The following is a 25,086-nucleotide window of genomic DNA, read 5'->3' on the forward strand; positions in this document are numbered from 1 at the left end:
TTTTATGGCTATATTTTAATAAAAGTAGAATAAAAACTGGTCCGTCGATGAGGTGCAATATGCAGATCATCTTTATCCATGGCATGAATCAACAACAACAAACTGCACGTACGCTCGAACAGCATTGGCTTGCACTGTTGTCTCAAGGCTTAAAGCAAAGCCATCAAGAGACTTTTTTATCGTATATACAGCACCATATGCGCATGCCTTTTTATGGAGACTTACTCACGCGTTATCATTTGCAGAATATGCTTCAAGCCAGCACCTTGACACCTCAAACGTGGCCACATTTTCCGTTTATCCATCGCACTGAACTCCCAGAAAAATCACCAAAAGTACTTGAGCATCATGCTGTACAAAATAATCTACCTGACATCACCCTCAATGATGCTATTGGATTAAGCCAATCATTCAAATCGATCACTGCACTTGGCAAAGATCTTGTCCTACGCGATTTTGCAGTTTTAATGAATTATTTCCCAAAATTACATGCCACACTTTTGCATAAATTTTTGGTCGAAACTTATCTCTATTTATCCAATCCACACTTTATTCAGGCAGTTCATACTCGTCTGCATGAGCAATTACATCAAACGAAACCCACCCTGTTGATTGCACATTCGCTAGGTAGCGTGATTGCGTATCATTTTTTACTGTTACATCCTGAACTCAACATACAGCGCTTTATCACCTTGGGCTCACCTTTGGCTTTTCGTGTCATCCAAGCCCACTTACCTCAGCCTTTACAGCGACCTGATGCAATTTCAGGCGATTGGTTAAACTTTTATTCACATGATGATTTTCTCAGCGCTTTTCCACTGAGTCAGGCACCATTTGATTTTCAACCCGCCATTATCAACCAGCAAATTCAGACATCGATTGAACACCCACACGATATTGCTGGATATTTAACGCATCCAGAAGTTATTGCTACAATCTTACAAGTGTTGAAAAAACCGACATAAATAATGTATTTTTCAAACATTTTTAGCAAATTGTTTTAATTTTATGCACTCAACAACAAAAACTGAATTTATTTATAGAAAAGCGTTTGACACCCCCCGATTTTCACCCTAATATACGCCCACCTCTGAAACGTCCCTATCGTCTAGAGGCCTAGGACATCGCCCTTTCACGGCGGTAACCGGGGTTCGAATCCCCGTAGGGACGCCAATTTTCAGAAGTACATTTTATTAAGTCCCTATCGTCTAGAGGCCTAGGACATCGCCCTTTCACGGCGGTAACCGGGGTTCGAATCCCCGTAGGGACGCCATTATTTAGTCTAAAAACTTAGACTGAAATAAACGGTTTTAAAATTTGCTTTCTGTACTGTCCCTATCGTCTAGAGGCCTAGGACATCGCCCTTTCACGGCGGTACCCGGGGTTCGAATCCCCGTAGGGACGCCATATTCGAGTTGGTTTTAATCACTCATTAAAAAGCTCAAGCATTGCGACTTGGGCTTTTTTATTGCCTTAATTTCTAAATATTTCTTTTAAAAGTTTTGAATCATAAATGGCCTTAGGGGCAATCACCTGCTCATTCAGCGGAATATTTTGACCATAGCGCTGCCGCATTAGACGCTGGACTTCATTTTGTTTTAAATCAAATTGTTTCAGTTGTTGTAATGGAGAAAGTTCGATTCCTAAAGCATGCTGATAAGCTTTCCAAACAATTTCAGAACAGTAAATTGCACGGTCATCCCATTCAAAATATATATCATAGGGTTTGCCCAAGTACTTTTCTGCATGTTGTACCAACTTCGTTTTCTGCGGCACATTTAAGGGTTGTTTGAGCCTTTTTACGACATAGTGAGCATTCTCCCCACGCGTGATCCATTGATTTTAAGCGGTATATTGCACAGGTTGAATAGCTTCGAGCACCCAGGTTTGGTTATTTTTATTTACGATCATGCCCATGTGACTATAGGGCGAATGTGTGGCCTTTTGAATGCTTAAACTTTGCTGTGACTTTGAGATATGAAAAATGATATCCCCCGTCTGAAATACGGACTGGGCATAGAGGGCAGAACTGAGCCCCGAAAGAATGACTATTAATATTAAAATTTTAGACATTTTTATTGTAAGCAATATTGATATGAATAAAGGCAACCATAACATGGATGTATGCCGATTGCCCTTATTCTAATAATTCAATGATTGATTAAGCCGACTTACGTGAATTGACTTGCCCTTTAATGACCGCTGTTAAATTTCCTTTAAGATATTTAAAAAACACTTTTAAGGGTGAAAGTTTAGGATTTGGCTGTTTGCCTTCACCAATCGATTTAAACTGAGCGGCATACCAAATAATTTCCATAATCGCCATTTTATCAATCATCGGTATGCCAGTTTTAATTTTGTCCACACCGTAACGAACATCCTGCCCCGCCAATAAACGATCAGCCAAATCGACTTCTACAGCGAAAGGACGTGCAATACCAATAAAATCACAAGCTCCACTGTCTAGTGCAGCATTCATGCCTTGCACGGTTCTAAACCCGCCGGTAACCATTAACGCGCATTTCACTTCTTTACGGATATTGTCCGCAAAATCGAGGAAATAAGCTTCACGAGCAATGGTACTGGCTTTACGTTTTTCTTCTTTAGCACCCGCCATCGCTGGCGCTTCATAGGAACCACCCGAGATTTCAATCATATCAATCCCTGCGGCATCGATTGCCTTAAAGACCTCAATCACATCTGCTTCGCTAATTCCGCCGCGTTGGAAATCAGCAGAATTCAGTTTGACCGAAATGATAAAATCATCGGTCGTCGCTGCGCGAACTGCCTTATAGATTTCAAGCAAAAAGCGCATGCGATTTTCATTTGAACCGCCCCACTGATCTTGACGTTTATTGGTCAGTGGCGACAAAAACTGACTAATTAAATAACCATGCGCACCATGCAATTGCACGCCTTCGAAGCCTGCCTTTTCACAAATGTGTGCGGCACGTGCAAAACGCTGAATGATATCTAAAATTTCATCTTCACGAAGTTCGCGCGGTGTTCCAAACGTTGTGGCTAACATCGGACTAAATGGCACAGCAGACGGTGCAACCGTTTCTTTATTTAAACCTTTTGGACATTGGCGGCCCGGATGTGAAAGTTGAACCAATTGCACCATGCCGTGCTTCTTGCCTAGCTCAGCCCACTGTGTTAATTGTGCTAAATCTCGCTCAGTTTCAGCGACAACAACCCCAGGCTCATTTTTAGCACGAAAATCCACCATGACATTACCCGTAATGGCACAGCCTAAACCACCCTTCGCCCAAGCTTCATATAATCCAAAATGTAAGTGATTGGGTTGGCCTGCGGTATTGGCCAATGCTTCACTCATTGCACCTTTAATGATGCGATTTTTAAATGTGGTATTACGAATTTTAAAGCTTTCAGCTAAATGGCTCATGACAATGTCCAAAATGAAATAATAAGTCCTGAGTATTTACTCTAATTATTATTTTCTAAAGGTCAAGGATATTTTGACAATGACACTTGTCAAAATATCCATAAGTTTGATTTTAGTATTGGCTGGCTTCAATTAATTTACGGGTATAGTCCGTTTGTGGTCGTGCAAATAGATCTTCAGTGTCTTGAAACTCCATGACTTTGGCATGTCGCAGTACCAACACTTTTTGGCACAAGGCTTTGACCACGTGTAAATCGTGACTGATAAATAAATAACTCATATTATATTCTTGCTGCAAACGCCGTAGTAGCTTCACGATAGCTTTTTGTGTCGTCCGATCAAGTGCCGATGTAGGTTCATCGAGTATCAATAATTTAGGACGTAATACCAACGCACGCGCCAAGGCAACTCGCTGCCGTTGCCCACCCGATAATTCATGTGGATAACGCTGCTTAAATGAGCTGGCTAATTCGACTTTCTGCAAAGCTTCATCTATACGCTGTACAATTTCATTTGCAGATAAATGCTGTAAGGCCAGACCTTCGCCAATGGTTTGCTCTACATTGAGCCGTGGATTTAAACTACTGAATGGATCTTGAAAGACGATTTGAAATTCACGACGTAAAGGTCTGAGCTGTTTTTCTGAAAGTTGATTGATGGCGTGTTGATTTAACATAATTTCACCATCACTTTCTATGAGCCGAGCAATAGCCAGTGCTAAAGAGCTTTTCCCTGAACCACTCTCACCAACAATACCGATCGACTCACCTTCAGCCACTGTTAAATCCAAAGCTTCTACCGCAACGACATAATTTTTAATGCGGTTCAATAAGCCTTGTTTGACTGGGAACTTCACTCCTAACTGGCGTAATTCTAAAAGTGTCTGCGTTTGCGAAACCTGTATTGCTGAACCAAAATCATGGTCTAATAAATTTTTGGTATACGCCTGCTTCGGCTGCTCAAAAATTTCCTGAACACCACCTTGCTCCACCACTTGCCCACGATTCATCACAATCACATGTTCGGCATAGCGCTTGACCAAATTCAGGTCATGGCTAATTAATATCATCGCCATATTGCGCTGCTGTTGTAGCGACTTTAATAAATTTAAGATTTGCACCTGCAAAGTGACATCTAAAGCCGTGGTTGGCTCATCAGCGATTAAAATATCAGGATCTAAGGCCAATGCCATGGCAATCATGACACGTTGCCGCTGCCCGCCTGATAATTCATGTGGATAGCGCCTTAACTTATCTTCAGCATCAGGAATACCCACATCATTTAATAATTCTATAACGCGCTGTCGTGTTTTTGCCTTCGACCATCCCTGTAACAACAATGACTCACCAACAATCTTTTCCACACGATGTAAGGGATTTAAGGCCGTCATCGGCTCTTGAAAAATCATGGCAATTTTCTGTCCACGAATGTTTCGATGCTGCTCAGGACTCAGTCCAAGAATATTCTGTCCATTCAGGCTGACGCTGCCTGTGACCTGCAGATCACTTGGCAACAAACCGAGTATAGCTAGGCTGCTAATCGATTTACCAGAACCGCTTTCTCCAACAATGGCTATCGTTTCACCTGCATGCAAATTAAAATTCAGGTCTTCAACCAAGACCTGTGCTGCATGGGAAATATGTAAATGTTCAACCGCTAATACGATGGGAGGTACATTAACTTGATGATTATTGACGTCTAGGATCGAATGCATCACGTGTCGCCTCCCCAATGTAAATCAATAAAGACAGCACGATCGCTAAGGTAAAAAACCCCGATAAGGCAAGCCATGGTGCATTCAGATTGTTTTTCCCTTGAAGCAATAACTCACCTAAGGACGCGGCATCAGGCGGTAAGCCATAACCTAAGAAATCTAAGGCTGTCAGTGCCGTAATATTTGCCGTGAGCATGAAAGGTAGCTGTGAAAGACTGGAACTCATCGCATTTGGTAAGATATGCCGAAACATAATGGTGCTATCTGTAACGCCAAGACTCCGTGCTGCACGGACATAATCAAAATTACGAGCACGCAAAAACTCTGCACGAACCAAGCCGACCAAAGTGGGCCAGCCAAACAGCAGCATAATGACAAAGAGCCAATACACACTCGGAGTAAACATGCTGACCAAAATCATCACCATGAATAGCATCGGTAGTCCGCCCCAGACTTCTAAAATCCGTTGACCAATGAGGTCTACCCAGCCACCATAATAGCCCTGTATCGCCCCAACCATGATGCCCAATATGGCTGAAGCAAAAGTTAATGCAAAACCAAACAAGAGCGACACACGTAGTCCATATAAAATACGTGCGAGCACATCACGCCCTTGGTCATCGGTACCGAGCCAATTTTGTGCAGTCGGTGCAGATGGCACAGGCACAGCCAACTCTAAATTCGGTGTTTGATAGGAAAATTTAATCAGTGGCCATACAGCCCATCCTTTATCATCAATCAGTTGCTGTACCACAGGATCTTTATAATCTGCCTCAGTTTCAAATACGCCACCGAAAGCAGTTTCTGGATAACTTTTTAATACGGGAACGTATAAAGAATCATCGTATTTGACCAAGAGCGGTTTATCATTGGCAATAAACTCGACAGCTAATGACAACATAAAAATCAAGGCAAAGCTGATAAAGCATGTAAAGCCTAATTTATTTTCTTTAAAACGTTGAAAACGTGCTTGCATGATCGGAGACATTATTTTGCCCCCTGCGAATCAAAATTAATTCGTGGATCAATCATTTGATACATGACATCACTGATTAATCTTAATATCAGCCCCATCAAGGTAAAAATAAACAAGGTGCCAAAAATCACTGGATAATCACGCTGTACAATGGCTTCAAATCCTAATAACCCCAGACCATCTAGATTGAAAATAATTTCAATAAATAGATTTCCCACAAAGAAGATGCCAATTAATGCTTCTGGTAGACCAGCAATAACAATGAGCATTGCATTACGAAATACATGCCCATACAGCACACGTGATTCGGTCAAACCTTTAGAACGAGCAGCAAGAACATATTGCTTATTTAATTCTTCCATAAAAGAGTATTTGGTCAGATAAGTTAAGCCAGCGAAACCACCAATTACCATAGCAAACAAAGGCAACACCATATGCCAAAAATAATCTGAAATTTTGCCAAATACACTTAACTCAGCAAAATTCTCTGAAACTAAACCTTGTAGAGGAAACCACTGAAAATATGAACCACCTGCAAAAAATACAATGAGTAAAATGGCAAAGGCAAAAGCAGGAATGGCGTAGCCGATAGCCAATAAAATAGACGTACTTTTATCAAATAACAGACCATGTTGACGGGCTTTTTTAATGCCTAATGGAATAGACACCATATAGATCAGCAAGGTACTCCATAAGCCAAGGGATAAGGATACAGGCAGCTTTTCCCAAAGTAGCTGGGTCACAGGCTTATCTTTAAAGAAACTGGTACCAAAATCTAGCGTCACATAGCCCTTTAACATGAGCCAAAAACGTTCGAATAATGGTTTATCGAAACCATATTGCGCTTCGATTTTTGCCACCATTTCTTCACTGAGGCCTTTAGCACCTTGGTATTTACTGCCTGTCGTCGCAGTTTCACCACCACCTGTGTTTCCCATACCTTGAAAGGACTCAGCTTGCTGTATGGCTTGTTCAACAGGTCCTCCCGGTGCAATCTGAATCACGACAAAGTTAATCAGTAAAATGAAAAACAATGTTGGAATAATCAGGAGCAATCTTTTTAAAATATATGTGCCCATGTTGCTTTAACATTCCCTGTCATTCATTAGTATTTATTGTTGGCGCAAATAGTTTGCAACTTTTTTCGATTGCGCTTCATTACTCCACCAATAATCAATACCTGTTGATAATTTTGGTTTTACTTTTGGCTGTTGATACATATTCCAATACGCAAACCATTTTTCACCTTTACCATAGGTTGGAATTTGATAATACCCAGCTCTTAATAATCGATCCAATACTTTGGTACGCACCACCAATTGTTCACGATTTGGTGCCCGAATCACCTGTTGTATGACTTCATCAATGATCGGACTTTTAATGCCAGCATAGTTGTAATTGCCAGGCTGATCTGCCGATGCACTTCCCCAAAATTGCGCTTGCTCATTACCCGGATTGAGCGACTGTGGCATAACATTTGTTGTCATATCAAAGTCTTTCGAACGCATCCGTTCTATATATTGAGGCACGTCCACTTGGCGAATGTTTACAGTCACACCTAAACGTTTCATATTGCGCACAAAAGGCATTAATGTTCGCTGTAAGCCATCTTGGTGAATGAGAAATTCAATACGAATGGCTTGACCATGTCGGTCTAATAATTGACCATTTTTAAATCGATAACCAGCATTTATTAATAGCTGACGAGCAGTCAATAAATTATTTCGATTAAATCCACTAGCATCCGAAACGGGATATTTCCAGTTTGATAACACCCCTTTACGCTCTAAAGGGGTTAATTTCGTTAACAATGGTTTTAAAATTTGCATTTCAGCATCTGAGGGTACCCCTTTAGCTTCTAACTCACTATTTGAAAAATAGCTTTGTAGGCGCTGGTATTGACCATAAAACAGAGCTTTATTTTGCCATTCAAAATCATAAGCATAGGTTAAAGCTTGTCGAAAACGAATATCATTAAACGGCGATCGACGCGTATTAAATACAAAACTTTGAGTTGCAATTGGATTTTCATGCTTATCACGATACTTCACCACCATTCCTGCAGTGATGGACGGAAACTTATATTCCGTCACCCATTTTCGTGCTGTAAATTCCTCATGCAAAGTATATTGGCCAGACTTAAAGCCTTCAAAAGCAACATCTAAATTTCGGTAATAGACATATTTCAAATGATCAAAATTATATCGTCCGCGATTAATCACTAAATCACGTCCCCAATAATTAGGATTGCGCTTAAAACTAATACTACGGCCAGAATCAATTCGATCAAGTAAATACGGGCCAGAACCTAAAATCGGCTGCATAGTAATTTTAGTAAAATCTTTTTTTGCCCAATCTTTTTTGGAATAAATCGGCATTTGCGCCAATATTAATGGCATTTCAGCGTTATTACCCGACTTAAAGGTCATTTTGACTTCATATTTAGATAACACTTGGGTTTTATCTAAATCTGCCAAATACATTTGTAAACCTGGGTTTGACTTGGTCTGAAAAGTATCAAAACTAAATTTAACATCTTCAGCAGTGAGTTCTGAACCATCACTAAATCGTGCTTTTGGATTTAAGTGATAAATGACAAAATTCGTATGATCGGGGTCGAACGTTACCTTCTCAGCTAATAATGGATACATCACGCCAGGTTCATCTAAAGAGCTATCCATAAGGGAGTCAAATAAATAATTTACCCCCTCAGCCGCACTGCCCTTACCATTCATACTGTTTAAATTGTCAAATGTCCCATTTGATGAAGTACTTAAATATCCACCTTTGGGTGCAGAAGCATTGGCATAAGGCATGACTTTGACAGAGTCATATTTGGGTGTGCTATGAATCGCAATATAAGGCGTGGTCTGTATCGCAGACCACACACTTTGACCGAACAGAGTAAGCACACAAATCCCAATAGCTTGATGTGCTGATTTGAACGACACCAACATCACTGACAACTCCCTGTAGTCGTTGCTTAATTCGGTACTTTAATCACGTCACCAATACGTAACTGAGCAGACGGTTGCATATCATTCATTTCAGCGAGTTTTGATGTATCAAGTCCATAGCGACTTGCCAAACCAATCAGCGTATCGCCGCGTTTAATACGGTATTCACTAATAGTTTTAGGGACTTGTAAATTTTGACCGACACGCAGTCCTGCACGCGGGTTCAAGTTATTTAATTCAGCCAATGCTGCCACAGTTAAACCTGTCCGACTAGCAATCGAATTTAAAGACTCGCCTGATTTCACAGTATAGCTTTCAGTATTTGTTGGTTTCACATTGCTCGTAGAGGATTTAGCTTCCGTTTTTTTGGTTTCAGTTGCTTTACTAGCTACATCAGCAGGTAGTTCACCATCTACTTTTAAACGCTGCCCTACACGAATCGCACTATTGGTATTTAGGCCATTTAATTCAGCTAAATAACGTAATTGAAGATGATATTTCTTCGCAATCACACCCAATGTTTCACCTGATTTCACCACATGAATATCGGTCGCATCAACGGAATTCGTTCGTGTATTGGTTTTGCTTTCAATTTTGGTCGCCTCAGCTTTGGTTTCTACTTTAACCGGTGCGACATCACCTGTTAATTTTAATTTCTGCCCAACGCGTAGACCAGAACTACGCTCTATACCATTTAAATTTGCGACATAGTCCATGCCTAAATCATAGCGACTAGCAATGCCTGTCAGTGTATCGCCAGACTGCACCACATATGTATCCGGAACAGTTGAACTTGCAGGAACTTTAATGCTTTGCCCAGCCATCAGCCCACTATTTACCGACATATCATTTAGACTCGCCAATTCTGACAAACTGATTTTTGACTGCGTCGCAATGCTGTAAAGCGTATCACCACGCTGCACTTTATAGCTTTCAACTTTATACGCAGGATCAACTTTGACATTTTCAATGCGATTCACGACTTTGCTTTCGAGCTTCTCAACTTCTGCTACAGCTTGTAATGGCACATTAATTTTTTGCCCCACCATCAAGCTACTGCCAGCCGTTAAGCCAGTTGTTAAATCTGCCAACTCTTGATTTGACAGCGCATAACGATCTGCAATGAGTTTTAGATATTCACCACGTTTTACCGTGTAGGATTTGGTTTGAACTTTTGCAGGTTTTTCGACAACTTGAGCGGCTTTCTTATCAGCTTCCAATTTTGCTTTCGATGCAGGCGTTTCTTTTAGGGATAATTTCTGTCCAACATATAAACCACTCGTGGTGGTTAAACCATTGTAGTCGGCGAGTTGCTTCGTACTTAAACCAAATTGACTCGCAACAGCTGTAAGACTGTCATTTGCTTTCACCACATAGCTATCTGCGATAGGCTTAGCTTTCGATTCTTCATTATTTTGCACAATCGGTTTCGCATCATATAAATAGATGGTCGTACCGACATACAAGGTCGAATCTGGCGAAATTTGGTTCCAAGCTGCAATATCACGCCAATTCACGCCATTTTTCATCGCGATCAACGCTAATGTGTCGCCCGCCAAAACTGTATAAGTACTGCGTTTACCTTTAGGTGGTACAACTACAATTTCAGAATCTGTACGAATGACATTTTTACCTTGGTTGCGTTTGGCTTCTTCGGAATCTGCACCTGTATTTTCAGCCACGCTTTTCGGGTAAGAGAACCCTTTGGTCAGTTCTTTACCTTGTTGATCTGCAATCGACTGGCTGGTCTGAATCGCAGTCAACTTAATCTTGCCATCATAAGGATCGACAATTTCAGTGCCTTTCGGCGCAATAGCTTTAATTTCCTGAACGACTTCTTCTTGTTCTGCTTTAGTCGCTACTGGTTTTAATACCTCATCGACTGTTTTGGTCTCACCTTCAGCTTTAATAGCCGCCATGATTTGCTCACGCTCATTTGCGCTGAGTGGTGGCTCGACAGATACGGCTTTCACAGGCATCGAAGGTGTTACAGCGACTGGAATACGCGGCGCACTTGGAATATCACTATTCGATGCAAATGCAGCCAAAGCAGATGATCCTATTGGCGTTTTGCCTTTCGTTCCTGATGGAACACTCGGCGTTACCGTTGTAGTGACTACAGGTGGTTTGGCAGAAGCTGTCACTGTCGGCTGTGTTTTAAGCGTAGGTGGCGTCACTTTAGCGGGCTGAAAAGTTTTACTATTTAATTCCGGCGGAGTAACACGTGACGGTGTTATTTCAACATTATTTTTTGGTAAGTTATAAGTTGAATTACTTGCCCAATAACCTGATGAACCACCTGATTGTAATTTTTTCAAACGTGCATCAACTGATGGACTCACATCCGCAGGAATTAAAATCCGCATTGGGCTACTGCTGTCAATCACATCGCCACGATGCCCGGGATTTAGTGCATAGAGTTCTGCACGGCTTAAACCGGTAATAGATGCAATTTCATTTAAATTTGCAGGCCCTACAGCCACTTCACGAAAGTGTGGACGGTTGGCAATTGGCGGTAAACTTACGCCATAAGCACTTGGATTTTTAATAATTTGAGCAACAGCCAAAAAACGTGGGACATAGTTCATGGTTTCTTGGGGCAGTTTTAGTGACCAATAATCCGTTGGCAAACCTGCCGCACGGTTACGGTTAATCGCCTGTTGAATGCGGCCCGGCCCTGCATTATATGCAGCCAAAGCCAATTCCCACGAACCGAACTGGTTATGTAGCGCACCTAAAAACTCATAAGCTGCACGCGTTGATTCCACTACGTCACGACGACCATCATACATTGAGGTTTGTTTTAAGCCGTAAATACGTCCAGTACTTGGAATAAATTGCCATAAGCCTGCTGCGGCTGCACTTGAGGTTGCTGCTGGGTCATAAGAACTTTCAATCACTGGTAATAACGCCAACTCAGTCGGCAAACCACGACGTTCTGCTTCTTTAACCGTGTGATATAAATAACGGGACGCGCGCGCACTTAAACGATCAATATATGGTTGACGTGAAATAAACCAACCACGCTGCGCTTCAATTCGCGTATCCCAGTGGTTCAAATCCATTTTGAAACCCACAGTCATACGCTTCCAGACATCACCATGCTTAAGTACTAAAAGGCGATCGCCTTCTACGGCACGCATGTCTGTTGCAGAAAGTAAATCTTCGAGTGAATCTAAACTATTGGCATCGAGAAAGTTTGAGCCGACTTGTTTACTTGCTGAGTTCTGCTTAGTCGTTTGCGATGAAGAACAGCCCGTCAGACCAAGAGCTGCGAGCGCAGAACCCAAGACTGTAAATTTAAAAATTTGTGGTAACGTAGGCTGCCAGACAGTCGCAGTTGATTTATACATAAAAAAATCCAGACAACTCATATAAAATTTATTTTTTAGATATGCCATTGTAGTGAAGCAGAACACAGACACAAGGCGTTAATTTAACGCTATTTCAGTATAAATGTTACAAGAAATTAAAAAAATCGCCAGAAATGGATTTCTCTCTGTCATTTGCGTTATACAATATACGGTTCTGAATGCTTGTTTTTCTCCGGATTTGATTTATGTCTCAAACAATCACGCTTTATGTTGATGGTGCATGTAAAGGCAACCCTGGCTTAGGGGGTTGGGGGGCCTATATCATCCGTGAAACTGGAGAAGAAAAACTCTGCGGCGGCGAAGCTGAAACCACCAATAACCGTATGGAATTGACTGCTGCAATTGAAGGCATTCAACACTGTCCGTCCGATGCAAAACTGATCATTTGGACAGACTCTAACTATGTCAAACAAGGCATTACCGAATGGATTCATGGTTGGAAAAAGAAAAACTGGAAAGATGTTAAAAATCCAGATCTGTGGAAATTACTGGATGCAACTTGTCAGGGTCGGGAAATTGAATGGAACTGGATTAAAGGACATGCAGGCCATCCGGGAAATGAAATGGCTGATCAATTGGCCAATCTAGGCGCTGAAAAAACCCTCGAACACATCAAACAAGCGGCATCATCTACAGCTGAAGTACATAAAAAAAAAGCTGAACCTGACTGGCTATTAAATGATCCATTTGGACTTGAATTTGCTGATAGCGAGGATGAAGCAGAAGAAATCTCAGCCGAGTCAGCTATTGACGCAGAGCAGATTGATGACATTACGATAGAACAACAAGCAATAAACACGGCATCAACGTTGAATGAAGCTGCCCCTATACAGTCTAAGCAAGCTGCTGAAATCCATCCAATGATTGTCATTACACCAGCAACAGTTGATGTATCTGGCCCACGACAATTAATTTTGGATACGGAAACCACAGGTTTCTATTTCCAAGATGGCGACCGTATTATTGAAGTCGGTGCAGTGGAAATGATTAACCGCAAACTGACCGGTAGCTCAATTCATATTTATATCAACCCGCAAAAACCTGTCGGTGAATCTGAAAATATTCACGGAATCAGTGATGACTTTCTAAAAGATAAACCACTGTATGCTGAAATTGCTGATGTCTTATTTGACTATCTAAAAGGCGCAGAAATCATTGCGCATAACGCAACCTTCGATATGAACTTCCTTGATATGGAGTTCAAACGTGCCGGTTTTGTGGCCTTATCTGAAGTTTGCGAAGTCACCGATACCTTGGCTATGGCCAAAGCCAAGCATCCAGGCCAGAAAAACTCACTCGATGCATTAGTGCGTCGTTACGAAATTCCACAACGTGACCGTACCTTCCATGGTGCCTTACTCGATGCGGAAATTCTGTCTGACGTATACCTAGCAATGACGGGTGGTCAGGTATCCTTTGATATCGATGCCCTGACCCACTCGCAAAATGAAGATGGTTCGCAAACCCGCGCCGCTGTTGAAATAGAATTACCAGTGATTTTACCTTCAGCCGATGAACTTGAAGCCCATGAGACATGGGTCAAACAATTTGAAGAAAAACATGGTACACCTTGCCTTTTTGCGAAATAAAATCTAAATTTCGTGTTACTTTTTGTATATAAACAATTCTTACATACGCTATAGTAAAACCATAAACATGGACCGCCTTAAGGGGCGGTTAATAAACAAGATAAAACATCTAGGAAAGGTGCAGATACATGTCTTACCAAACCTCTATCCATTTTGATCCAACGGCTTTGCTGATAATAAAAAATGAGGTTGATAACTCAATCAAGTTAGTCGAATCAGCAGTCAGCACCTTAGTTGAAGATCAAACTTTACCTTTCGGGATTGATGATGCACTGATTCAATTTGAACAATGTGCTCAAGTACTAGCTTTAGTTGATATGCCAAGTTTGGCAAAAATCGCTCAATATTCAGCAGAGTTAATGCGCAAGATCATGGGGAATCCTGCGCAAATTAACACTCAAGAGGTCATCGCACTGAGCGAAGGCACGACCATGCTGAAACGCTATATCGAATTTATCTGCCTACGTGAAGTTAAAATTCCACAATTCCTGCTGGACAGTCTTAATCGTCTAGAACTATCTTTAGGTAAACCTCTAACGTCGGAAGGCCAACACATTGAGTCCCTACTCGATTGTATTACTCCTGACTTTGACCTACCTCAAGCTCCTGCACTTGAAAAATCAAAATACGTTCACCGTCTGTATAAGTTGGCGTTGAATAAATTGATTAAACAAGAAGAAACTGAGCTGGATCTGCAAGCGATTAAATTGGTCGGTGCGTATTTAGCAGGTCTTTCAGACAAACATCCAAGCAAACAATATTGGAACTTGGTTTTTGTTGCGTTTAATCAAATTGATCAAATCTTAATTACCGATGCTCGCTTACGTACCTTGGTAAGCATTGAACGCAATATGGCTCAATATTTTGCAGGAACTGAACGCTTTAAAGCATCCATTTCTGATTTAGCCAATGTCTTAAGTCTAAACATTAGCCAAGAAGATGACATTTCTCATCATATTCGTGGCAAATTAAATATCGGTGAAGACCTTCTTACCGACACCCAATTGCAAGTTTTCAGTCGTCATTTATATGGTCCTGACTTCGAAACCATGCATACCATTGGTGAATTGGTTACGACTGAAATGACGCAAATTCGTAATGATATTGAATTTAACTATCAAAATATGACGCCTGAAAAAACCCAAGAACTTCAAGCGAAATTGAACGAATTGGCAAATATTTTCAAAGTCTTGAACTTAAATGAAGCGTATAACGACCTGTCGCGTCAAGCTGCGTCATTAGGTAATGCTGAGATTTTACAAGATGAAAGCTTTGCCCAGCAGTTGATGAACAATATCTTGTCTGCCATGAACTCGATTGGTGTGCTTGAGCGTCATCACACTTCTAGCCGCTTACAACTTCGTGTGAATAATATGAATATTTCACTCGACCGTTTAGATGAAGCACACGCTGCTCTGTTAAATGAGACCAAGGTTTTAATTGATGCTGCTAGCCAATCTTTGGTTCAGTATTTACAAAACCAAGATTTGACACAACTTGAAGCGACTGCAACTCAATTCCGTGAAATTGGTGGTGCGATGTTGTTCCTCAATGCAGATGCGGCTCAAAATGCGCTGAATTCAACAGCTCAATTCATTTTGAAACGAGTTGAGTCTTCAACTGCGATTGAAGCAAATGAAGTGAATCAAGCATTAGATTCATTGGCAAGCGCAGATATGTTGATTGACAATTTAAAGAACAAACAACCTGTTTTACAGGGCATGTTTAAGGTAGCATTGGACAGTAGCGAAAAACTGAAATCAGCAGCAGCCTAATGTCTAAATTGTCACTTGCGTATATCTTCAAACAACAGCAATTGCTGGTCGATGAAAACTTTCAACTTCCCGAAGTTGAGCAACTCGCAAGTGATTTAAATATTGGCACGGGTGATCAAGTGATTGCCCGTGATCTACTTGAAAATGAGCCAATTCCTGATGGCTTACAACTCATTCCTATTCGCCAGCTTCTACAACTTTGGAATGTACAGCAATTTGAACAAGCCAGCCGTGCTATTCAACTCTTAGAATGGCGCCGTAATCATAAATTTTGTAGCCACTGTGGTACAGCAACTCAAGTCCACGCCACAGAATATGCCATGGTTTGCCCTGCTTGCGGTTATCACCAATACCCTCGTGTAAACCCCTGTGTCATTACCGTCATTACCCGTGGTGAAGATGAAATCTTATTGGCTAAAAATGCGAAAAATGTCCGGGCAATGTATGGGCTGATCGCAGGTTTTGTTGAAGTCGGTGAAACTTTAGAAGAAGCGGTTCGTCGTGAAACTGAAGAAGAAGTTGGGCTGAAGGTCAAAAATATTCAATATCTGGCAAGCCAACCTTGGCCCTTCCCAAGTAATTTAATGATCGCATTTAAAGCAGAATATGCTTCAGGTGAACTTCAATTACAAGAAGAAGAAATAAGTGATGCGGCTTTCTTTAAATTTGATGCATTACCTGAAATTCCATTCAAAGGAAGTATCGCCCATTCGATGATTATGCATGTCATCCATGGGTCTGCTGTTGCAGATGACACCGAAGCATGGTTATAAGTAGCTATTTTTAGTAAATAAATCATGCAATAAAAAAACCGCCATACTTGGCGGTTTTTTTATTTTCAATCATTTAACCAAAGACATTAAGGTGGACTAATTTCATCGAGTACACGCATGATTTCAGCTTTGGTTTTAAAGAAGCGACTAAATAGACTCGAAACTGAACCAATCATCGTGATGTGCCCAACACGAGGGATTTGAATCAATTGACTATGGTTGCCTGAGGCTTTTAATCGACGATCAAAATCTTCACTATTGCTATGGCCAACGATATTGTCTTTATCCGCAGTGAATAGATAATGCTTCACTTGATTGTGCTCAACAAAATAATACGGCATCACTTGTTGATACGGTACATTTTGATCAAAGGCATCTGCACAAATCGGATCACCCTTATAATCAAAATGATATGGCCCTGCCAATCCCACAATTGCACGAATATTCTCTTTCACTTGTAGCTGATAAGGCGTCGGATGATACAGTGCAGACATGACATTAAATGCCCCTGCCGAATGTCCCATTAACACCACATTTTCCACTTCAATCTGCAACTTATGCTGAGACTGCGTCAAATAGTTTAATGCAAGGCTAAGATCATCAATTGAAGCCGGAAAAATATATTCAGGTGCGAGATGGTAATTAATGACAGCAACATCGAAGCCTTCTTTGGCAAAAGCTTCACCAATGAATCCATAGTCCTTTTTGTCACCATGCATCCACGCTCCACCATGTACAAACACGATGAGTGGACGTTGCTGACGAGGTGCTGACGTGCGATACAAATCTAGGCGATGGCGCGCTTTTAGACCATAAGGGATATTGTTTTGAACATGATATCCTTGTTTGGGTGTCAGTCGATTTAATGCATAACTGCCAAAATCATATAACCGAAAATTTCGGTATATAGATTTAGCCAAATCCATTTTTTGCTGAAGCCGCAGAGACCATTGATTCATATTTTACAGCATCATTTCCGACATTTTATTGAGCATTTGGATCGACAGCATCCGGATCTATCGCTACAGGCGTTTGTACTTCAGGTTGCACATTACCTACAGCAGGTGTGGTGTAACTTGAGTTAATTGAACGTGCCTGTGGATTTGGGTTCTGATCAATATTATCGATTAAAGTGACAATTCGCGTTACATTACCCACTTGTTGCAAGATTTGATTTAAGTCTGTGATTTCCGCACTGTTTAAACGGCCCATCACATAAAGAACAGCATCTTCAGTATGAATGTGTACTTTGCTGTCAGATACCACAGGCGCTTTCATAATCAAACCACGGGTATTCGCAGTGACCGCAGTATCTTGCATGATGGTGCTATAGCTGATCTGATTACCCACTGTAATATAGTTATGTACAGTTTTGACATCACTCATTGAACGGACATTTTCTTCTGCCAATTCTTTTAAATGATTATCTGGCACTTGCCCAGTCAATAAGACATTGCCATGAAAACTTTCAATATTGACACGTGACTGTTTAAAACGAGTATCTAATTTATATAAGTTAATTTTTGCTGTTCGAACAATGGAAGAGTCAATAAAAACTTGTCCCAATGAGCGTGCGCCGCTTTCAGTTCCTACAGGTGCTGATCCTGTTCCATTCGAAATAAAACTCGCACAGCCAGATAAACTTGCGACACAAAGCATCGTTATTGCAATACGCTTAACCACTCAGCACGACTCCTCAAATTTCCACACGTATTTTTCTATGCGTTTACACAGTTTGTTTTATCAAAGATTAATCAACTCTTGATCAAAAGTAAAAGCATTTTCAATCCATTGCTGATGATACGGGTATTTAGAAAAGTCTTGCTGTAGTGTTTTTGCAAAGTGTTGATAAAAATCAAAACAAATTGCATCAAAGCGACAATAATAATTTTGAAAATGTGACTGTTCATTTAAAAAATGCAACGCAGTCTTCATCATCTTACGTTGTTTGTGAATAGAGATACTTTCGATGGCTTGGGCATAGCGGGTATTCGAACGGGCTTTAACTTCAATAAACACCAATTCTTGACCACGTGCAACGATCAAATCAATTTCACCATAACGACTATGATAATTCTGTTGCACCTGTACATAGCCTTGCTGCTCAACCAAACGCAGCGCTTGCTGTTCTGCCCACTGCCCCAGATTCATCTGTCCCAAATTCATCTGCTCTAAGTTTAGCTGCATCGTTTCATCCCTAAGGTGAGATCGCTACGATGCCTTTTTTACTTCGCTCATAGCAGTGAGGAACGCGCTGAATATTGTTTTGACTAATTTTGATTAGCCCTGTTCGCCCCTGAAACTCAATGCTTTTTAATTTCGGTTCTTGCAAATATTGTTTTGCGATATGCCATGTGTCTCCGCCAAAAGCTAAAAGACGTTGATATGGCATATCTACTGGGTTTTCCTCATAAGCTCGGATCAGGTCAGGCCAACGCGCGTCATGCAATGCAGGTGCATCACAAAATTTCAGCCCTACAGGAATGGGCTTTGTGGCTTCAATCGCATTGGCAACGGTATATAGTTTTGCTTTAGGTAGTTTTTTTTGACTGTTTAACCATTCATTATTGCCCAGCAACAGCACCCCTTGATTTTTGTCCAGCTTCGTTGGGAGCTGTTCAACCACTTGAATCGGCACTGAACTTTGGCTGATTAAGGACATGAGCAATAATTCATGTTCTGCCTCAGTTGCAGGCTGACGTAACACTAACACTTGCGCTAATTTGTCTTTTTCGAAGACTTTTTGGAGTGCTAGGGCATCATCCCGTTTCGATAAACTGTACTGCCAAACATTGGGAATTTGGCTGGTAGTTTCATTCAAAGCCAACACACGGACTTTCGGCTTGGCTTTAACTAGTGCTTCTACATCTTGACGTGCTAAAGGACCAATCACCAATTGAGTTTTTTTATTGACCTGTTGCTTCAATATCGCTGCAATTTGCTTTTGATTTGAATCCACAAACTTAATGGGTACTTTGTAGTCTGATGATTGATATGCGCTATTGAAACCTTGCTTAATACTGGATGCGGCTCGCGCCATAGGGCCAGATTCAGGTAGAATGACCAAGACGTCTGCCTGTGCAGCAGTAAACAGACTGCTTAAAAGGCAAAGACCCAAAATTTTGTTCTTATTATCCAACATGGAGAAACCTATGAGTGCTCAGTTATTTGTTGTTGCAACTCCAATCGGGCACTTAGATGATATTAGTTATCGTGCAATTGAGGTATTGAAGTCGGTTAAAATTATTGCCGCCGAGGATACACGAACTTCAGCACAATTACTTAAACATTTTAGTATCAATACGCCTTTAACCGCCTGCCACGACCATAACGAAAGCAACAAAATAGACCAGCTCATTGAACGCCTCGAAAAAGGTGAAAATATGGCGCTAATTAGTGATGCAGGTACGCCCTTGATCAGTGACCCCGGCTTTAAATTGGTTCGTGCTGCACAAGAAAAAAATATTCGTGTCATTCCTGTGCCGGGTGCCTGTGCTGCCATTGCAGCTCTCAGTGCTGTCGGCCTACCCAGTGACCGTTTTAGTTTCGAAGGCTTTTTACCGTCTAAACAGTCACAACGTCTTTTAGCACTGGAAAAACTGAAAGACGAAACTCAAACCATGATTATTTATGAAGCGCCGCACCGTATTGTGGACTGCCTAAAAGATATGTCGAATGTCTTTGGTGCCGATCGTCCCGTGGGCTTTGCACGTGAAATTACCAAAACATTTGAAACCATTAAAAAAATGTCTTTAGGTGAATTGGTTCATTTTGTCGAATCTGATCATAATCAGCAAAAAGGCGAAATCGTTTTAGTGATTGGTGGTGCGACCGAAGAAAAAGACCTAGAGCAAGAAAAGTTAGACAAATTGTTGACGCGTTTACTTCAAGACTTGTCCGTTAAAGCTGCCTCTCAGTTGGCTGCTGATTTAACTGGGATTAAAAAGAAAGTGGCCTATCAACGTGCTTTAGAGTTAACCCAAGCGAACGATTAAGCTTAATTTTTTTTATTTTTAATTTGAACCGCTTATGGGACCTACGGGTTCTATAAGCTATCCCATACAATAATTTAAATAGAATGAAAAAAAGTTGCTTATAACATGTCCATAAATCTGTCTGTCAAAAAACCGCTGGTGTTCATTCTCTTTAATCTGGTTTGGCTCACGGCTCTTGCACATATTATTTATACTGGCATTCAACCCTATCCGCACTATATTAGTGGCGAGCAAATGACGGCCGATCATAGCGCGATTACGATGGTCTGTGGATATTGTTCCCTCTATTTTGTAGTCGGTAATTTACTCAAACTGAGCCAATTTTGGGATAGGCATCGCTATTGGGCTTATGTCATTTTGAGTGCGGTATTACTTTTTCAATCTTTTGTCGCTGCTGTGGCGGCCATGCATGCACCGCCGTATATTGCTGCATTTATTATTAATTGTATGTTTTTGCTATTACTGCATTTTGTGTTCTATCCTATTTACGCGATCAGTCGTAAATATATGAAGCCAAAGACGACTTAAAATAACTACACAACGTCATAACTAAACATGCTTAGTTTAAAAATGAATGACCTTCAGCCTCGCACAAGCGAATGAAGCAAAAAAAACACCACATGACGTGGTGTTTTTTCATTTTTAATCTTTTGCCGATTCGTCTGGAGGGACTTCGGTAATACGACCACCACGCGCTAAGAACGCAGCAACTTCATCTTCAAGCGCCTGACGTTGTTTTAGTTTTGCTGTCACTGTTAATGTTTCAGCTTCAGAGGTGTCACCATCAGAGGCAGAATCAGCTGCGTCACCTGCACCTTTTTCAGCTGCTTGTGCTTCATCTTCATCAACTACTGAATCTTCTGGATCATCATAATCATTCATATCAGTCATTGTGTTCTCCCCGCGAATGACTTCTGTTTGCCAGCGAATGGCTGGTTTTAAATTAACAGAAATTTAGCAATCTCTGAGCATTTCGACTAGTACCCACAATCAAAAAATCGTATCTTTTTTAATCAAAATCGTAACCTTGTTTATACAACTGTCTAAAAAATATCTGACTTTGACCTAAGCTGCGTAGATTGTATCTTTTAGAATACTCAGACCATTGGCTTGAGCCATAAACGCATCTTTTAGAACTGTCTGATTTTCCACTTGTTTTAAACCAAAGTTTCGCGCCCACACCACAGGTGAAAAAGTGGTAGTTTCTAACCAACCAATCGCGGACATACTATGCATCATGGCATCGTTTTGCCCTTTACGGCGGTGCTCATAGCGCTTCAAACTTTGTTCATGTGCCCACACACCCCGTTTTTTATCGGTCAAAAGCACATCGCAAAGCACTGCTGCATCTAAACAGCCAATATTCACGCCTTGTCCTGCAAGTGGATGAATCACATGGGCAGCATCTCCAATCAGCGCTAGACCATCATGAACATATTGCTGTGCAGCTCGTGCCTTCAATGGAAATTTAGCACGTGGCGTTGCTTCTAAGACTTCGCCGAGCATGTGATGGCTTTCTCGAGTGAGCAACGCAGTAAATTCAACATCGGATAAAGCCACATATTCATCGGCATAATCATCTGGTAAGGTCCACACAATCGATTGCCAATAACCGCTTTCTTCTTTTTTCAGACTCGCCATCGGCAAAAATGCTAAAGGGCCAGTTTCTAAGAAAATTTGACGTGCTAAATGCTGATGCGGTTGGGAGGTTTTAATTGCACAGCTCACACCGGCTTGCTTATAGTCCAATACATCTAGATCGATGAAAGCTTGCTCACGGACAAATGAGTTTGCACCATCTGCACCTATCACCAGTTTTGTTTTGAGCTGGGTACCATCTGCGAGGTGAATGATCCACACACCAACGCCACGCTCAACTCGACTGACCTTAACTTGGGTTCGGTAGTCTTCAAGCTGTTCTAGCATTTTTTCTTGAATGGCTAAATTCAATACACTTGGTTCAACCATTGAACCTAAAGCTTGCTCAACTGATGGTGTTTGCTCTGCCACATGACCAAAATTGATTTCTCCATAGCCATTTTTATTCCACACCTGCATACCAGTATAAGGCTGCTGACGGGCAAGCTTTTCCCAAACACCCACAGTCTTGAGTAAATGAATGGTGGCTTGACTGAGCGCCAAAACTCGAGGATTCGCAACACTTTTGGTTTTTTCTGCATCCAAAATAGGTGCCGCATCCAATACCGTAGCCTGCACACCGCCTTGCGCCAGCAGCAATGCCGTTAAGCCACCGACCAAGCCGCCGCCGACAATCACGGCATCCAGTACATTTGTTTGATTTAAACTCATGCTTTTAGCCCCATTGCATAATTCGCGACCAAAGGCTTAATCCCCGGAATGGTATCAAAGGCAACTAATCCAGTATTGCGAATCAATTTTAAAAATGGGTTCTGGTTGCTAAAACCACGAACAACTGAATCACAGAATTTAATCACCCGCTGCTGATCGGTCAGGCGCGATTTTTCATAATCAAGCAACATAGCTGCATCACCCAAATCGGCATTTTTTTCAACTTGCTCTGTTAAATAACGACGCAGTACATAGGCATCGCGCATACATAAGTTAAAACCCTGACCCGCCACTGGATGAATGGTATGCGCTGCATTGCCCATCAGCACTACACGGCCGACAGCTTGTTTTTCTGCAAGCACTTGGGACAATGGGAAGCTGAAACGTTTACCCGTTTTTTGGAATTTACCTGCACGGTCGCCATAAGTTTCTTGTAAGGCATCTAAAAAATGCTGATCATTTTCATCACCCATCCACTCGCCTTCAGTTCCTTTAGGCACTGGCCAAACCACTGAACGGCGGTATTCACCCGGAAGTGGCAACAGCGCTAACGGACCGAGCGGACTAAAGCGCTCGAAACCGACATGTCCATGTGGTTTAGAGGTTTGCACCGTAGTGACAATCGCCACTTGGTCATAGTCATGCACCGATGCACCAATACCTAAGGCTTTACGGCAGAATGAGTCACGACCATCTGCTGCGATCACGATTTTAGATTGCAGCTTGAGCTGTTCTTCAGCACGCTGTGCTTCTATATATGCAAAGTCTGCATCTTGCGTCAGTGAAGTCACTTGTACGCCATCAATCAATTCAATCAGCGGTTCTTTTTTGACTTCTGTGAGCAACACACGGCCGAGCCATGCATTTTCAATAACTTGTCCAAAGCTTTCGACTTTTTCTTGTTCTGCTTTGAGTCGTGCCTTACCAAAACTGCCTTGCTCTGTAATATTCACTTCTAAGATAGGCGTGGCGTGCTCCTGCAAAGCACTCCACAGGCCAAGTTCTTGATAAATCTGCACCGTACGGCGTGACAAGGCGCTGTTTCGCGCATCAAAACTAGAGTGATAAGGCGCAAGGTTTGCATCATCATAATTTGGGTATTTAATGGCTTCTAAAAGTTTTACGCCAATTTTGGCTTTGGCCAACATGAGTGCCAGACTTAAACCGACCATACCACCACCGACAATGATGACTTCTTGCTGCATGCTTACTTCCTTTTTTATCAAGTATTCGAATTTAGGAAATTCACTCGAAATACATATAATCTGTAATGGATTTTATCTTACATCAAGGGCATGATTTTTTATAATGAAATACAAATTTGTTGCGGGTATTTGCACTGAATAAATACAAAATAAATCATCTCTCGCCGTAAATATTCATCTCAAAAAATAGCGAATCACTTAAAATCACAATAAAAATGACTGAGCCGATTAAATTTCCGGCTCAACCACAGATCATTTTAATTTCAAGCATCAGCTTCCTCATTCAAATGATTCACATCGCCCTTCATAAAAAGTGCCTTGTTATTCTGCCTAACTGATGTTACGCAGTAACATCAGTAATTTAAATAAGGTGCTTAGGAAGTTAAGCATTAAAATACTGGATTAATTTCTGTAATCGAATTTCTGCATCTTGATTAAAAGCATTCGCCGCTTGGTGATACCAGCGCTTTGCTATCTTTAAGTCTAGATTTACACCATTACCCAGCTCATACATTAAACCAATTTTATAGGGGGCAATTGCACAGCCTTGTTTTGCCGATTGCTTGTACAAGTTCATAGCTAGATTATAATCTTGATCAAGAATTTCGCCCTTTTCATATATTTCAGCAAGGGCCGTTCTTGCGTTTATATTTCCCTTTTCCACTGACTGATTCAGTAGATCTAAAGCAATATGAACCTCTGTTTTACATGGTTTTTTGAACAACAGCGCTGCTAACTTCAGCATCCCCTTGATCAACCGCTTTTTGATACCATCCTTGTGCTGTTAAATCATTTTTTTCGACGCCGCATCCCATTTCATACATTTCACCCAATTTAATTTGGGCTGCAATATCCCCTCTTGATGCTAAACTTAAATAATCATCATAAGTTGTCATTAAAAAGTAAACATGTATTCTTTTCCGAATTGGTTTGATACTTTCTCCACCCATTGCTCTATTTTATCAGCTGTCATGACTTGAAAATCTCGCCAATAATATTTCATCTGCTTCCA

22 protein-coding genes, 3 tRNA genes and 1 pseudogene are annotated in these 25,086 nt (G+C 41.3%); 9 read left to right on the top strand and 17 right to left on the bottom strand.

The window, feature by feature from the left end:
• Positions 1-59 precede the first annotated feature (59 nt).
• From FTU83_RS09675 to FTU83_RS09690, 4 genes are all read left to right on the top strand, one after another.
• Entirely contained in the window at positions 60-965 is a 906-nt protein-coding gene (locus FTU83_RS09675; protein WP_180040730.1) for an alpha/beta fold hydrolase, read from the top strand.
• Positions 966-1,097: 132 nt separating this feature from the next.
• A tRNA-Glu gene (locus FTU83_RS09680) sits at positions 1,098-1,173 on the top strand.
• Positions 1,174-1,197: 24 nt separating this feature from the next.
• Positions 1,198-1,273, top strand: a tRNA-Glu gene (locus tag FTU83_RS09685).
• Positions 1,274-1,331: 58 nt separating this feature from the next.
• Positions 1,332-1,407, top strand: a tRNA-Glu gene (locus FTU83_RS09690).
• A gap of 66 nt (positions 1,408-1,473) precedes the next feature.
• Here FTU83_RS09690 and FTU83_RS17600 read toward each other — a convergent pair.
• The 7 genes from FTU83_RS17600 to FTU83_RS09725 form a co-directional block, all read right to left on the bottom strand.
• A complete protein-coding gene (locus tag FTU83_RS17600; RefSeq protein ID WP_373685367.1) occupies positions 1,474-1,833 on the bottom strand; it encodes a YiiX/YebB-like N1pC/P60 family cysteine hydrolase in 360 nt (119 codons plus the stop codon).
• Positions 1,834-2,161: 328 nt separating this feature from the next.
• Complete coding sequence (locus tag FTU83_RS09700; protein WP_111885862.1) at positions 2,162-3,406, bottom strand: NADH:flavin oxidoreductase/NADH oxidase family protein; 1,245 nt, start codon at positions 3,404-3,406, stop codon at positions 2,162-2,164.
• Positions 3,407-3,518: 112 nt separating this feature from the next.
• Positions 3,519-5,120 (bottom strand): ABC transporter ATP-binding protein, encoded by a 1,602-nt coding sequence (locus FTU83_RS09705; RefSeq protein ID WP_180106306.1) that lies wholly within the window; start codon positions 5,118-5,120, stop codon positions 3,519-3,521.
• Positions 5,095-6,108, bottom strand: coding sequence for an ABC transporter permease (locus FTU83_RS09710; protein WP_180004178.1), 1,014 nt, complete (start codon positions 6,106-6,108; stop codon positions 5,095-5,097). Before FTU83_RS09710 ends, FTU83_RS09705 begins: the two co-directional genes overlap by 26 nt.
• On the bottom strand, positions 6,108-7,175 hold the full coding sequence (locus tag FTU83_RS09715; RefSeq protein WP_180004177.1) for a microcin C ABC transporter permease YejB: 1,068 nt from the start codon (positions 7,173-7,175) through the stop codon (positions 6,108-6,110). The genes FTU83_RS09710 and FTU83_RS09715 overlap by 1 nt, the downstream gene beginning before the upstream one ends.
• A 33-nt stretch (positions 7,176-7,208) precedes the next feature.
• On the bottom strand, positions 7,209-9,053 hold the full coding sequence (locus FTU83_RS09720; protein WP_180004175.1) for an extracellular solute-binding protein: 1,845 nt from the start codon (positions 9,051-9,053) through the stop codon (positions 7,209-7,211).
• A 26-nt stretch (positions 9,054-9,079) separates the two neighbouring features.
• Positions 9,080-12,406, bottom strand: a complete 3,327-nt coding sequence (locus FTU83_RS09725; RefSeq protein ID WP_180106283.1) for a LysM peptidoglycan-binding domain-containing protein — start codon at positions 12,404-12,406, stop codon at positions 9,080-9,082.
• Positions 12,407-12,612: 206 nt separating this feature from the next.
• On the opposite strand from FTU83_RS09725, the gene dnaQ reads away from it, so the two are divergent.
• The 3 genes from dnaQ (at position 12,613) to nudC (ending at position 16,564) form a co-directional block, all read left to right on the top strand.
• Positions 12,613-14,016, top strand: a complete 1,404-nt coding sequence (gene dnaQ / locus FTU83_RS09730; RefSeq protein ID WP_180106275.1) for a DNA polymerase III subunit epsilon — start codon at positions 12,613-12,615, stop codon at positions 14,014-14,016.
• Positions 14,017-14,144: 128 nt separating this feature from the next.
• Positions 14,145-15,791, top strand: a complete 1,647-nt coding sequence (locus tag FTU83_RS09735; RefSeq protein ID WP_180106273.1) for a chemotaxis protein — start codon at positions 14,145-14,147, stop codon at positions 15,789-15,791.
• Positions 15,791-16,564 (top strand): NAD(+) diphosphatase, encoded by a 774-nt coding sequence (gene nudC / locus FTU83_RS09740; RefSeq protein WP_180085800.1) that lies wholly within the window; start codon positions 15,791-15,793, stop codon positions 16,562-16,564. Before FTU83_RS09735 ends, nudC begins: the two co-directional genes overlap by 1 nt.
• Positions 16,565-16,650: 86 nt before the next feature.
• Here nudC and FTU83_RS09745 read toward each other — a convergent pair whose 3' ends face one another.
• From FTU83_RS09745 to FTU83_RS09760, 4 genes are read right to left on the bottom strand one after another with little or no spacing between them, the layout of a single operon-like run.
• The gene (locus FTU83_RS09745) at positions 16,651-17,523 is read right to left on the bottom strand and encodes an alpha/beta hydrolase (RefSeq protein WP_180106271.1); all 873 of its coding nucleotides are present in this window, start codon (positions 17,521-17,523) and stop codon (positions 16,651-16,653) included.
• A gap of 25 nt (positions 17,524-17,548) precedes the next feature.
• Positions 17,549-18,247, bottom strand: a complete 699-nt coding sequence (locus tag FTU83_RS09750) for a BON domain-containing protein (protein ID WP_078192932.1) — start codon at positions 18,245-18,247, stop codon at positions 17,549-17,551.
• A gap of 60 nt (positions 18,248-18,307) precedes the next feature.
• On the bottom strand, positions 18,308-18,715 hold the full coding sequence (locus tag FTU83_RS09755; RefSeq protein ID WP_180106304.1) for a YraN family protein: 408 nt from the start codon (positions 18,713-18,715) through the stop codon (positions 18,308-18,310).
• A 46-nt stretch (positions 18,716-18,761) separates the two neighbouring features.
• Complete coding sequence (locus FTU83_RS09760) at positions 18,762-19,706, bottom strand: penicillin-binding protein activator (protein ID WP_180106269.1); 945 nt, start codon at positions 19,704-19,706, stop codon at positions 18,762-18,764.
• A gap of 10 nt (positions 19,707-19,716) precedes the next feature.
• Between FTU83_RS09760 and rsmI the strand changes: the two genes are divergently transcribed.
• Together rsmI and FTU83_RS09770 are read left to right on the top strand one after the other, a co-directional pair.
• Complete coding sequence (gene rsmI, locus FTU83_RS09765) at positions 19,717-20,559, top strand: 16S rRNA (cytidine(1402)-2'-O)-methyltransferase (protein ID WP_078189168.1); 843 nt, start codon at positions 19,717-19,719, stop codon at positions 20,557-20,559.
• A gap of 105 nt (positions 20,560-20,664) precedes the next feature.
• A complete protein-coding gene (locus FTU83_RS09770; protein WP_180004161.1) occupies positions 20,665-21,087 on the top strand; it encodes a hypothetical protein in 423 nt (140 codons plus the stop codon).
• Between the two features lie 114 nt (positions 21,088-21,201).
• Here FTU83_RS09770 and FTU83_RS09775 read toward each other — a convergent pair whose 3' ends face one another.
• The 6 genes and pseudogenes from FTU83_RS09775 to FTU83_RS09800 form a co-directional block, all read right to left on the bottom strand.
• Positions 21,202-21,450 carry a hypothetical protein gene (locus tag FTU83_RS09775; protein ID WP_078189169.1) on the bottom strand — a complete coding sequence of 83 codons (249 nt, stop codon included), beginning with the start codon at positions 21,448-21,450 and terminating at the stop codon, positions 21,202-21,204.
• 174 nt (positions 21,451-21,624) lie between these two features.
• A complete protein-coding gene (locus FTU83_RS09780; protein ID WP_180106267.1) occupies positions 21,625-22,869 on the bottom strand; it encodes an FAD-dependent monooxygenase in 1,245 nt (414 codons plus the stop codon).
• Complete coding sequence (locus FTU83_RS09785) at positions 22,866-24,074, bottom strand: FAD-dependent oxidoreductase (protein WP_180106265.1); 1,209 nt, start codon at positions 24,072-24,074, stop codon at positions 22,866-22,868. The genes FTU83_RS09780 and FTU83_RS09785 overlap by 4 nt, the downstream gene beginning before the upstream one ends.
• A 382-nt stretch (positions 24,075-24,456) precedes the next feature.
• Positions 24,457-24,819, bottom strand: coding sequence for a tetratricopeptide repeat protein (locus tag FTU83_RS09790; RefSeq protein WP_180106263.1), 363 nt, complete (start codon positions 24,817-24,819; stop codon positions 24,457-24,459).
• Complete coding sequence (locus tag FTU83_RS09795; protein ID WP_218945798.1) at positions 24,779-24,970, bottom strand: hypothetical protein; 192 nt, start codon at positions 24,968-24,970, stop codon at positions 24,779-24,781. The genes FTU83_RS09790 and FTU83_RS09795 overlap by 41 nt, the downstream gene beginning before the upstream one ends.
• Positions 24,970-25,086 (bottom strand): annotated as a pseudogene (locus tag FTU83_RS09800) (transposase); the annotation flags it as partial. The gene FTU83_RS09795 and the pseudogene FTU83_RS09800, both read right to left, overlap by 1 nt.

It is taken from the genome of Acinetobacter sp. YH12152 (genome assembly GCF_013418285.1).
Taxonomy (GTDB): domain Bacteria; phylum Pseudomonadota; class Gammaproteobacteria; order Pseudomonadales; family Moraxellaceae; genus Acinetobacter; species Acinetobacter amyesii.